The sequence below is a fragment of the Kordia sp. SMS9 genome, from assembly GCF_003352465.1.
GTDB lineage: Bacteria > Bacteroidota > Bacteroidia > Flavobacteriales > Flavobacteriaceae > Kordia.
Genome location: NZ_CP031153.1, coordinates 376,359 through 390,075 on the forward strand (window position 1 = coordinate 376,359; position 13,717 = coordinate 390,075).

4 protein-coding genes are annotated in these 13,717 nt (G+C 37.7%); all 4 read right to left on the reverse strand.

The genetic code is table 11. From position 1 onward, the window contains the following. Positions 1–15: 15 nt before the first annotated feature. Genes KORDIASMS9_RS01730 through KORDIASMS9_RS01745 form a run of 4 tightly spaced genes read right to left on the reverse strand, consistent with a single transcriptional unit; the run spans position 16 to position 13,717 of the window. The gene (locus tag KORDIASMS9_RS01730) at positions 16–1,623 is read right to left on the reverse strand and encodes an MBL fold metallo-hydrolase (RefSeq protein WP_114901188.1); all 1,608 of its coding nucleotides are present in this window, start codon (positions 1,621–1,623) and stop codon (positions 16–18) included. After that, positions 1,620–5,447 (reverse strand): non-ribosomal peptide synthetase, encoded by a 3,828-nt coding sequence (locus tag KORDIASMS9_RS01735; RefSeq protein ID WP_114901189.1) that lies wholly within the window; start codon positions 5,445–5,447, stop codon positions 1,620–1,622. Before KORDIASMS9_RS01735 ends, KORDIASMS9_RS01730 begins: the two co-directional genes overlap by 4 nt. Positions 5,448–5,467: 20 nt before the next feature. Beyond that, the gene (locus tag KORDIASMS9_RS01740; RefSeq protein WP_114901190.1) at positions 5,468–7,204 is read right to left on the reverse strand and encodes an NAD(P)/FAD-dependent oxidoreductase; all 1,737 of its coding nucleotides are present in this window, start codon (positions 7,202–7,204) and stop codon (positions 5,468–5,470) included. Positions 7,205–7,216: 12 nt separating this feature from the next. Then, positions 7,217–13,717: a non-ribosomal peptide synthetase gene (locus KORDIASMS9_RS01745; RefSeq protein ID WP_114901191.1), complete on the reverse strand. Its 6,501-nt coding sequence runs from the start codon at positions 13,715–13,717 to the stop codon at positions 7,217–7,219.

Consider the following 13,717-nt stretch of genomic DNA (forward strand, 5'->3'; position numbering starts at 1 on the left):
TTCTTTTAAATGTACTTATATGTTGGAAACTTCTTGTCCTTGATATAGAATTTCTTTTTCTCCGAAAAGTCGTTCTGAAATGATTCCGTTGGCTTCACAGGCTTTGATCAACGCATTGGATTCTATGATCGGAATGGATGCTTCGGTGTATTTGATACTGCTGATGTATTTTAACCAAGGTTCCATGCCCATCGCGTACACGTAGACTTCCGAAGGATTGAAGGTATTCACTAAATCCATTCCTCGTTTTGAATTTGAACCTGCCAATCTTCTGGATTCGTCCATTTCTTTGGGAACTTTGTCAGTCAAATACGGCCCGTAAATCCACGACAATGGCGCGCCTTCACATTCCATTCCTAAAAAGATGACATCGGTGTCGCCGATAATTTGGTGGACTTTTTTATAGATTTCATTTTCTACATTGCAAGAATCTGCCACAAATAACATAGAAAAGGACGCTATTTTTACGTGAAAGCACAATTTGGTCGGAATGTTTAAATCGCAATGTTCACCTAAAAACGGAACGCCTGTAATATGACAATCGGCTAAGGAAAAACGTTCCATCACATCCAACTCGGTGACATTGTGAAACCCAATGTTTTGAAACATCAATTTTAAACTCGGATCTTGTAATTTTCCGTTTCCGCCGCGCGGAATGATGATATTTTTGATTTTATGGCGTAATGGCAAGAGCGTTTCAAACATGACATGATCTTGATGATTGTGCGTGATTAAGACATAATCAATCACATCGGGCAAATCTACATCTGAAAAATGATCAACTTCCGACACGTAGCCGTAATAACTAATTAATGGATCTACCAAAATGCTGATATCTTTCGTTTCTACCAGAATACACGCGTGACCAAAGTAACGCATACGAATATGATCGCCAGTGTATTTTTCGTATTTCGGCGGTTTTTCTTCTGTAAAGAACGACTTAAATAATTCGTCATTTTCACAATCCAATAATTTTGCAATTTCGGAAAACGAACCTGCTTCTTTTTTCATGCGACTCAATTGATCGATTGCAGAATTTGCAAACGGAATTTCAATATGTTTAATGTGATCTTCGTCCAAACGCGGTGTACTCAACACAAACGGTCGGTCGTCGTTATCGGTCATCCAAAGTGCAATACTTTGCATACTTTCGTCGTAATATTCACTTTGATACAACAAACTTTCAAAAATGTTGTACGAAGGATTGTTATTCAAATCGTACACCAACTCCACATAACCGCGCAATGGTGTTGGAATTTTAGCATATAAATCGTCTAACGATTGTCCGCTTGCCTCCTTTTTCAGCATGGTTTCCAGTTCAGAAATCGCATCTGCCAACTGCAATAATTGTCCTTGTCGCGTTTCCGTCGTTTGTTTTAACGCCATGACATCTTCTTTTCGTTCTGTGGGATAATCCATAAAAGGACCGCCCAACAGTTTTGGATTTTTCGTCGCGGCTTTGTGTGCTTTTGGCGCTTGAATGTATGAGTTGATAATCTTTAAGTTTCGCTCTTTGACAATCTTAGCTGCCGTTGCCGGAGAAATTAAATGCGACCAGCAATACCAGCGATTCAACAAAGGTTCAATAACTACATTCGGTTTTAAATATACCTGATCGTTCATGCGGTTGTAGTATTTAATGTGTTGATAATTTCTTCAAGTGTGTGTGTTTCGTTTTCTAATAACAATCGTAAAAGTTTGCTATATTGATCAGCTCTTTTGATGGCATCTGCTTCTGTAAATCGGTTGGAATTGTAGAGTACATTGAGCAAAATTGTATGTTCTTTTTCGGTGAAATTGAATGAGAAACTACGTCCAAACCATTTGTGCACCGATGAACTGTCTGTACTAAACGAAATGCCTTCCATTTGCGTGTCATTGCTTACTTTCGTGAAATTTTCTATTCCAATTCCAATAGGACATTCGGCAAATTTTAGTTGTTCCACCAACAGACTGTACGGATAGTTTTGATGCGAAAAGACATCTAACATATTCTGTTTACTGTTTTTTATAAATTCTTCGGCTGTGACAGAAGTATCAATCGAAGTTCTAAAAATAGTATCGTTCGCGTAGTAGCCAATTTGATTGTTTAAATCTTTGTGTTCACGTCCCGCATTGACACTGGCAATGGCGACATCTTCTTGATCGGTTGCAGCATGAATCAACAATTGCAACGTTCCCACCAAAAAGGTAAAAATCGTTGTATTGTATTTTATGGCATGATCGCGAAGCAATTTGGTAAATGCTTCATCCAAGATAATTTCATGCTCAAATCCGTTATAAATATTAAATTCTTGTTGTTCCACCGTGTGCGGGAAATCAACCGCTTGGGTTAACTCTTTCAAATACGAAAACCAAAAATCTTTCGAAGCGTCCAATTCTCCTTGATGGATTTTGTCATTTTTCCAATAGGCAAATTCTTTGTAATGAATCTTTAACGGTGCTAACGATGAATCTTCTCCTTTTGCAAAATTGTTGTAGCTTTCAAACAATTCGTCAAATAATACATTCATCGACCAACCATCCGAAACAATGTGATGAATGACCATAATCAACGAATGTTCGGTGTCTGATTTTTTAATCAAACGCATGCGCAACAATGGACCTTCAAACAAATCTATGGACAGTTTATCTTCAATTTCTAAGTATTCTGCAACCTTTTCAGATGGTTCATCTTCTTCCGATGCATCATGATAGGTAAAGCTAAACGTGTGATCGCCGTTTTCAAAGATTTGCTGTTTCAATTCGCCATCAACTTCTAAAAATAAGGTGCGCAAACTTTCATGACGTTGTACAATATGTCGCAAGGCTTTTTCAAACGCTGCTACATTTAAGTGACCTTCTAATTTGAACGCTCCAGGAAACGCATTGTTTGGTTTTTCGTCTTTGCTCATCATTTGAAACGCCTTTTCAAATCCTAAGAAACGTTTTTGATTGAACGATATGTCGTAAATACCACTTTCTTCATGTATGACAGGAATGATGACTTCTTTTTGCGAATAGTTTTCTGTGTGTTTTGCCAAAGTTTGCGGCGTAGAATGATCAAATACATCGCGGACATCAATGGTGATTCCTGTGACTTTGTATACTTCAGAAACCACTTGAATGGCTTTTAGTGAGTTGCCTCCAAATTCAAAAAAGCTATCGGTAATGCTCAACGGTTTGTGCAGTAATACTTCTTCAAAAATGGTGAGAATGTGTTGTTCATATTCCGTTGTCGGCCCCACAATTTCTTTTTCTTTTTGTGCTGTTGCCGCTATTTGAATTTGTGCTTTTAGGGCATTCATATCCACTTTACCTGCATTGTTTAACGGAAATTCATCAAAATACACAAAAGCATTGGGCAACATGTACGGCGGAATGATATTGGCGAGATACGATTTGAGTGCTTCCGAATCAATCTCCACAGTTTTTTCCACAAAAGCCACCAATTGTTTTCGGTTGTTGGCTTCATCCAGAATCACAACAGTATTTTTAACATGTTCATGTGATGTAATTGCGGATTCAATTTCGTGCAATTCTACGCGAATTCCGTTGAGTTGTACTTGCGAATCCATGCGTCCGTGAAATAACAATGCGCCATCTTCTGTAAACGAAGCATAATCGCCCGTTTTGTAGATGCGATCATCATTTAAGTAGGAAGTTGTCGTAAACTTTTCTGCGGTTAATGCATCATTATTCAAATATCCATCCGACAAGCCCAAACCTGCGACACAAATTTCGCCTTGCAATCCGTTTGGTACTAAGTGTAGATCTTCATCCAACAGTAAAATCGTGGTATTTTTAAACGGTTCTCCAATTGGCACACTGTTTTCTGCGTAATAGTCTTTTTTGTCATACTCAATTTTATAGAACGAAGCGCCAATACAGGTTTCCGTCGGTCCGTAACCGTTATACACATCTTTGGTTTGCGAATAGTGAATACAGTCTGGAATGGAAGCTTTTTCACCTGTCGTGATGATTTTTTGCATCGTTGGCAATTCGCGTTTGTTTAAGATTTTGAGATACGAAGGCGGAAAAATTGCCACATTTACATTGTATGTTTCTAACAATTGCGTTAAGACATTCGTATCATTTTTTTCACGTTCAGAACTTACAACTAGCGTATTTCCTGCCGCCAATGCCATAAAAATTTCTACCAAAGACGCATCAAACGAAATAGACGCAAATTGCAATACTGTGTGATCTTTCAATTCCAAATAATCAATATGATACAGCATACGATCGGAAATACTTTTATGCTTGATCGGAATGGCTTTCGGTTCGCCTGTAGAACCTGATGTATGAATGATATACGCTGTTTGTGCAGCACTCGATTTGTTTTGAAAAGCAATTTCTTCCGAAGAATCAAAATCAATTTCTAGGTCAATCGCGAGTAAATTTCCTGTGTATTCTTGCAAATCGAACATTAAATCGCTCACCGTAATTAACACATTCGTGTTGGTTTTTTCGAGAATTGTATCGCGGCGTTCCACGGGTAATTTTAAATCTAACGGCACGTAGATTCCGCCACATTTCCAAATCGCCAATAAAGCGATCAACCAATTATCAGAACGTTCTAGCATTACTCCGACACAATCGCCAATTTGCAAATTGTATTCTTCCATAAGATAGTTTGCTAAGATGTTGATCCGATTGTCAAATGCTTGATAACTTAGCGTTTCTCCGTTGTAAATAATCGCGTCTTTTTCAGGATTTGTCGTTACAAACTCTTCCATGATTGTTGCCAAGGTTTTGTCAGAATCGTATGCTTTTTTGGTATCGTTAAAAACATTGATGATGGTGTTTTTTTCTTCGTCAGACACTATGTTTACATCTTTCAGTACCGTTTCAGGTTGTTGAAATAATGCCAAACACACATCAAAATGTGAAGGTATGTTTTGAATGAAAAAAGTATCATAAGATGCTGTATCGTATGTGATATTAATTAGCATTTTATCGGTTTCTTTGCTACACGAAAACACGAAATCAACCGTTTCGGTTATTGCAGAATCGTGTGCATTTTCATAGACAAACAATACATTGCTTTTCGCCGTTTTTCCTAACAAATCACTTTTTTGCTTGCAGTATTGTTCTTTGAGCGTTTCTTGACACATTTTTAAATGTTCTTTGAAACTTCGGTTTGTATCTACGTGTAACGAAATCGGAATTTGTAGCGCATCTTTTTCTACATTTGCCAAATGTGGCGTGTTAATCACAATGTCTTGTTGCGCTGTATATTTACGAATCAATACGGAAAAAGCCGAAAAAAGTACTACTAAGGAAATGGTGTCATTGCTTTTTGCCAATTCGAAAAATTTGGCGTGTTTCTCAATATCAAGCTCAAATTGAAATGTAGCTTTTTCTGCTTGCGAAATTCCGTTTTTTTGCTTGAACAAAAATTGAATTCCTGCTTCGCCAGTCCAAGAAGTTTGTGATGTGGTTTCTATAGTATTTTGTGTATTCATAACGATGCTGACGTTTTATTTTAAAATATGGATATGTCTAAATCTATTTTTTCTTTGAGTTGATCTTTGTACTGAATCACCTTGAGGATTTGATGTTGTACAATGGTCAAATCGCGCGGTTTGGTTTTGGGTTCAAATAATCCTTCTTCATCCCAGGCATCTGGATTCAAACTAATAGCATTTACATTCAGCCAAATCGGTTCTTGGAAGCGTTCCAATTGTTCGGGCATCACATCTTTTACCACAATTAAGAAAATGGCTTGTGCAAATTCTTCCAAGCGTTCTACGGTGTGAATTCTGTCTTCAATAAGTGTTTCTAAAGATTTATTCGGCACTAAATTCCGCTTGAAAATATCCAGAATGAACGGAATGTTTAGATAGTCGATAAAGTCGAACGTAAAGGTGTTTTTTGCTACTTTATGCCAATCCAAGAAGAGTTTTTTCATTCTTCCTAACGCAAAAATGATGTTTGCATTTTCTTTGTCTAAGCGCGTTTTTACCTCAATATCTAAAAAAGTTTTGTTGAACATTTGCGGACAATCCAATGACCAACCAATGACAACGCTCCACAAATACGCCAACGTGTATACTTGCTGATGTCCGAAATACGGATAGGAACCTTGAATATGATCTATCAGCCATTCGTTTTGCGAGATGATGAACTGACTTAAACGATCGACATGCTTTTCCTCCAAATTGTTGCTCAAATCTTTTCGCAACATATCCACAATACAGGTGTTTTCATACCCAATCATGTTGGAACCTGGAGAATACAACGGATCGGCAAAAACCGCAGCTTCTCCCGTACACGCCCAACGATCTATGGAAGCGACGCGGGTTGCGGAATGACTGTAGTTTTTGTTTCGGAGAAAATCTTCCATCTTGAAGTTCTCTAAATGTTTCGCAATTGTAGGTTCGTATTGCTCCAACCACGCTTTTGCTTTGGCTTTGGTATTGTACGTACTAAAATCGTGATACGCTTCCGAAGTCACGATTCCGATGCTTGTGTGACCCGAATTGAGTGGAATTAACCAAACCCAATAGCCTTGTCCCATAATGTGAAACGTAGAATAATAGCGGTTTTTATGTGGCACATGATTGCGAAAAGTTGCATTGTCTTTGTTTACCATATCTTCTACATCAAAACGTCCTTTTACACGAAACCACGCGGCATTGTGCGGCGTTTCCATTTTTTTGGTGAGATTGTATTTGTTGTGAAAAAACAAACGTCGTCCCATCGAGTCAATTACCCAACGACATTGCAAATCGAACGTTTGATCATCTTTTTTAATTTTCACAATATTGTCTTGTGCTTTTTCATTGATTTCAATGTCTATAATTGCTGTATCGTCAATGATTTCCACACCGCTGACTTTGTTGATTTCGCACAAATCATTTTCCAACACGCCTCTGTCCATTTGCAAGGAATCGTACGGCGGATATTTGGACAAGCCAATTTCTGGGCGTGATGTCCATTCGTCGCGTCCGTCACCTAGAATAAAGCGGAATCCTAATTTTTTGAAGTGTGCATTTTTAAAATAGTCGGACAGTTGTAAATCTTCCTTAAAGTAGAACGACGCAATTTCCGTGGTTGATTCGCCCACTTTGTAAGTCGCAACAGGTTTTGGAAACGTGCGTTTTTCTATCACTAAGGTTGAAAGTTGTGGAAATTCTACTTTTAATTGTCTCGCTAATGTGAGTCCAGCTAAGCCGCCGCCACAAATAATCACATCATATTTTCTTTTCTTTGGGTTCATAACATTGCTTTTTTAGTTGTCAAAGAAGAAATCGAAGTCAAATGATTTCTTAATTTCTTGGTTACTGGTATCTTTTTTAAGTGCTTCCATCTGAATGCTTGGATTTTCAATGACTTCGTTGGTCACGAAAACAATCGCATCCGCAATTTCTTGAATCGTACTTGCTTTAAATAAGTCACTATTATAATCGAGTGCAATGAGCATGGAATCTTCCAATTCATTGAGTTCTATGCGTAAATCTACCATGCTGATGATGCCTGCATCGCTTAAATCAGCCGTAGAAATGTCTTCAGCATTTTGCAAACCTGTTTCTGCCAATTCTTTGTTTTGCATCACAATAACTACATCCGAAAACGGCATTCGGTCGTAATAGCGTTTTACATTCAAGTCGCTCGCTAGTTTGTCAATGGGATAGAATTGATAGTTGAAAACGCCCAACATAAAATCTTTGATCGTTTTGATCAGTGATAGAAATGTTGCTGCATCTTTCAATTCGGTATGTACAGGAATACTGTTAATGTACGGTCCAATTTGGTTTTGCAAATCCAAATGAAAGCGTCCGTGTACTGGCGTTCGTACGGTGATTTCATTCGCATTGATGTGTCGTGCCAAACTCATCTTCATCACACTCAACAACACCATGTACAGACTTGCATTTTGTTTTTCTGCCAAGGTTCTGAGTTTTTTTAGTTGATGTTCGGCAAGGTTTACGGAAATTCGTTGTCCGTTGGTTGTTTTTTCTTTTTTACGTTCAAAATCTGTGGGAAAGTGAAAATCGTTCACGTCATTTGGAAATTGTTTTTTCCAGAATTCCAGTGCTCTTTTTCCTAAACCGCCTGACAGTTGTGATTGCAACCAAACGCTGTAATCTTTGTAATGAATTCGTAAAGCTTCTGGTTGATAATTCGCATCAAGAGTTAATTTTTTGTAATTGTCTAGGATTTCTTCATAGAGTAATTTGATGGACCAACCATCTACAATACTGTGATGCAGCGTCATGACAAATACATATTTTTCAGCTTCCACTTTTATCAATTGTCCTCGCAATAACGGCGCGTTTGCCAAGTCAAAAGGTGTTGCATAGTCTTCTTTTGCAAGTTTTATAATCGAGGATTTCCAGTTGTCATTTTCAGAGAAATCTTTTACATCTAAATTAAATTCAAATGTGTCTTCGGATCGTATTTTTTGCATGGGCGATTGCGCTACTTCCACAAAAGCCGTACGGAGAATTTCATGTTTTTGAATGCACAAACGTATGGCTTTTTCAAAAATAGTTGTGTCAATTTTTTCTTTTAGATTGTATAAACTGATACTATTTGCCACAATTTTTAAGCCCATTTGGTATTGCATCCAAAAGCGTAATTGCGTGTTTGAAACAGGATAATAGTCTGCCATTGGTGCCGATTCTATCCGCTCGTTTTCAATGCCTTTTTGCGTATTGATCACTTTGGAAAGCTTCGCAATTGTTGGATGATCTGAAAATACCGTAACATCTACTTTTTGTTTGAATTCGTGTTGAATCTTCCCTAAAATCTGCATGATTTTTATGGAATCGCCACCAAGCTCATAGAAATTATCCGTAATACTCACGCTTTCTAGCTTTAGCGTTTCTTTCCAAATTTCTGCTAGCTTTTCTTCTATTTCGTTCGTAGGTTCCACAATTTCGCTTGCGGTTGCAAATGTAATTTCGTGCGCTTTTAGTTTCTTAAGATCAACTTTACCATTCAGCGTGACTGGCAAATTTTCTAATTGAATGAATTTTGAAGGAATCATGTAATCGGGCAGGTATTTTTGTAAAAACATGCGCAAATCCAACGTTGCTACCGTAATGTCATTTTCAGTACTGTAAAAACATACTAAGAATGATGCTGTGTCCGTTTTCTTGTGAATGACCACATTTTGTTGGATGCCTGAAAATTTGAGCAATGTGTTTTCTATTTCGCCCAACTCAATACGATGGCCTCTAATTTTGACTTGAAAATCGGTTCGTTCCACAAAAACTAAGTTCCTATCAGGCAACCATTTGACCATATCGCCAGTTTTGTAAATCGTTTCAGAGTTGTCGAACGGACTTTTTAGCAATACTTTTTTACTGAGTGTTTCATTGTTTATATATCCTTTCGTCAAACTAATTCCACCAATATATAATTCGCCTGCTACACCAATTGGTTGTGGATTCAAATGTTTATCTAAGACATATAGTTTTGTATTCGCTATTGATTTCCCAATAGGAATGTTGTGTGGAATGTTTTCAGCATCGACTACATAAAAAGTAGCACAAATAGAAGCTTCTGTCGGACCATACGCGTTGATATACGTTAGGTATTTACTGTAATGTGCAACATCTGCTGTTTTGGCTTTTTCTCCTCCAGACACCAAGGTTCGTAACGAAAGCTTCTGAGTTTTATCTAATGCCGCAATGTACGCTGGCGTAAACGTTCCGATCGTAATTTGATGCTCATTTAAGTATGAAATTAAATCTGTTCCTGATTTTTTCACCTTTTCAGGAATGATCACCAACGTTGCACCTGCAAATAAGGAAAGAAACATTTCCGAAATAGACGCATCAAACGATAACGACACAATTTGCGACAAGCGATCATTTGGCTGAATGTTGAAACGTTGTACTTTATCCGACATCATATTTACAAACGAACGATGCGCAATTGGAACGCCTTTCGGTTTCCCCGTAGAACCTGATGTGTAAATGATATACGCAGTATCCGTTTGCGAAACTTTTGGCATTGTATACTCTTTCGTTTCATCATTGAAATCCGTTTCTACTGTAATGATATTGTCAATCCTATCGTTAAAAATTGCTAAACGATCTTGTAGCTTTTCTTGCGTAATAACAGCTTTTACCTCCGCATTTTCCAAAATATAACCCACTCTGTTTTCAGGAGTCGCACTGTCAACAGGAACATAGATTGCGCCAGCTTTCATAATTCCTAACATCGCAATGATTACATCCGCAGAACGTTCTAAAAATACGGCAACTGCGTTTCCTGTTGTAATGTTTTGTTTGTGTAAGTAGTTTGCCAATTGATTGCTTTTTGCTTCCAATTCTGCATACGAAATTTGGGTAGAAGCATCTTGTACTGCAATTTTGTTTGAATATTGTAACGCTTGTTTTGTGACGATTTCATGAATGCAATCGGTTGGAATTGGCGCGGCATTGTCATTCCAATCGTACACCAACTTTTTGACGTCTTTTTCTTGTAATATTGGCAAAGAAGCTATTGTTAGATTTGTTTCATCGCGAATTATCGCAGTCAACACATTTTTAAAGTAATAGATGAGTGTGTCAATTGTTTTTTCAGCATAGCGATTTGCATCATAATTGAGAATGACTTCCAAGTTGTTGCTGAACGAAAAGGCAAATCCCAACGGATAATGATCTTGCTCAATGGTTTCCAATTTCGTGATGTTAATATCGGTTTGTTGACTTTCCACTTGGTATTTTGGAAAGTTTTGAAAACCGTATAATATTTGAAATAATCCTTCGGGCGATTTGTATTCCGAATACGAATAAATGTCTGCCATAGACGTGTGTTCGTACGCCAAACGTTGCAAACTGGTTTCTTGGATGATTTTTAAGAAATTTTCAATAGATTGTTCCTCTTCCAATTGCATTCGAAATGGCGTTGTGTTTACGTGCAATCCGATGGAATCTTTGGTGTCAATTCCACGCAACGAGCGTCCTGAACTGATGCCACCAACTAAAATATCATTCGTATTCGTCAGTTTTTTGAGCAACATAAATATCGCTGCAAGCGTGATGGTATTTGGCGTCACACGCTTTTTTTGTGCAAATGCCGTGAATGCTTCTGCATCTACTAAATTGGTATATAGTTTAGTTTGTTTTTGGATTTCTTTATTTGTAGTGCTGCGTTTGTTTTCCAAATTTTCTAGCGGCAACGGTGTAATTTCTTCAAAACCTTTTAAATGCGTTTCCCAAAATGTTTTTTCGGCAGTTTCATTCTTGATTCGCAATAATTGCGTTACGTAATCGCGGTATAAAATTGGCGTTGTCGGCTGAAAAGTTGTTTGGTATTTTTTGTGTGAATACGAATTGAAAATATAGTTCAACAGAATTCCATTGGACCAACCATCCATCAAAATATGATGCGATTCTACCAAGAGTTTTACCGTGGTATCATCAAATTCTATGAAACATATTCGAAGTAATGGCGGTTTGCTGACATCAAAGTTTTGCCGTCTGCGTTGCATGATGATTTCCTGTAATTTTTCTACTTTGTTCGGCTCCTTTCGCCAGTCTAAAACTTCTACAATTGGTTTGCAATATTTGAACGTAACTTGTAATGGATTTGCCATATTTTGATAAAAAACACCTGTGCGCAACGCATCGTAACGCGCAACAAGTTCAGTGATGCTTTCTTCAAAAAGTGTGTAGTCAATTTTTTCTTCAATCGTCACTACTGATTGCAAATAGTACAGATCGGAGTTCGTTGCTTTGATGTGTTCGAACAGAATTCCCAATTGCAATGGTGTGAGCTTAAAAACTGCTTCTATATTTTCTTTGGCTTCCGACAATTTATTTTCTTCTAAAAAAGTCTCAATTTCTTCTGCGCTAAGTGTTTCTATAGGAACAATTGTACCGTTTTCAGTTGCTTTGTTTGTTGAAAATTGTACATTTTTTGATAATTCTTGAATGGTTTGATGCTTGAAAAGATCTTCATTTTTTAAATCCAATCCGTATTTGGAAGCTTTGTTGATCACTTGAATATTTTTGATGGAATCGCCTCCCAAATCAAAGAAATTATCTTCCACACCAACTGCATCAATTCCTAAGATATCTTCCCAAATAGCGACCAATTCTTTTTCTGTTTTGCTTGCTGCAGCAACGTATTCATTTTCTAAATCGAGTTTGATTTCTTTGTGTTGCAGGTGTTCGCGATCTATTTTTTTGTTGATCGTTAATGGCATTTCTTCTAGTTGAATGAAAAAATGTGGCACCATATACGATGGCAATTTTGCTTCCAAAAATGTTTTCAGTTCCTGGCTTTTGATCGTTTCTACAGCAGTGAAATACGCAATTAAACTCAGGTTTTCATTGACTTTCTTCGGAATGATCGTGGCGCTTTCAATTTGATTGAATTCTTGCAACACGACTTCGATTTCTTGCGGATCTACTCGAAAACCTCTGATTTTGACTTGATGATCCGTTCTGCCTAAAAAGTAGATATTTCCATCAGGTTTGCACAATACGCGATCGCCTGTTTTGTAACTGCGAATTCCATCAATTGTGCAAAATCGCTCAGCTGTCAGTTCTGGATTGTGGAGATATCCGCGTGCTAATCCAGCTCCCGAAAGGTACAATTCGCCTGCTTGTCCTACAGAAACTGCTTGTTGTTCTTCGTCTAAGATGTGAAATTGAATGTTGCTCAGCGGAATCCCAATTGGAATTTCTTCGTGTAAACTATTCGGATCTACCGTAAAACTCGACGCACACACTGTACTTTCTGTCGGTCCGTACGCGTTGATGTACGTTAAATACTTTGAATAATGTTTTACATCGGCAATGCGAGCCGCTTCTCCTGCCGTGATGAGCGTTTTGAGTGGTAATTTTTCCTCTTTTGGAACTGTTGCCAAAAGTGTTGGTGGTAAGGTCGCAATTGTGATTTTTTTCTCGATGAAATATTCCAACAGTAAGCGTCCATTTTTTTTGACAGTTTCAGGAATCATCACTAAGGTTCCGCCACTTAATACCGCTAAAAATATTTCCGAAACCGAAGCGTCAAACGAAATCGAAGCAAATTGTGCATACACATCTTTTTCTGTGCATAAGAAACGGGTCAACTGATCTGTAATCATGGGCACAAAACTATTGTGTTGCAACATCACACCTTTGGGAACGCCCGTAGTTCCTGACGTGTAAATGATGTAGGCTAAGTTTTTTGGAGTGACTTTTTGAAGAATATTCGTCGTTCCATTTAGTTCTAACCTATCAATTGTAATATGGTTTTGGATTTTTATATCATCATCAATTGCTGCTAATTTTTCTTGGAAAGCTGTTTTTGTGATGATTGTTTTTAGTTGACTGTTTTGAATGATGTAAGAAATTCTAGCTGTTGGATAGTTGATGTCTAGCGGAAGAAAAGCGGCGCCTGCTTTTAAAATTCCAAGCATGGAAATAATGCTTTCTACAGAACGATCCATGTAGATTCCGACAATGTCATCAGGTTGTATTCCAGATTGCTGAATTTTGTGTGCCAACGCATTACTTTTTGCAAGTAATTCTGCATAGGAAATATGTTTTTCGTCATAAATTACTGCGATTTGTGTTGGATATTTAGCCGCAATTTCATCAAACAACGTATGGATGCATTTTTGGGAAGTAAACGGTTGCGCACGTTCATTTAAGGTATCAAGCGCACTTTTCTTTTTGGGCGCAATCAATGTTGCATTGCCTTTGTTGGCTAGCAATTCCTTGTAACTTTCGATCGAAATTTCTCCTTTTCGTAATGCTTGTATTAACTCTTTACTATTCAT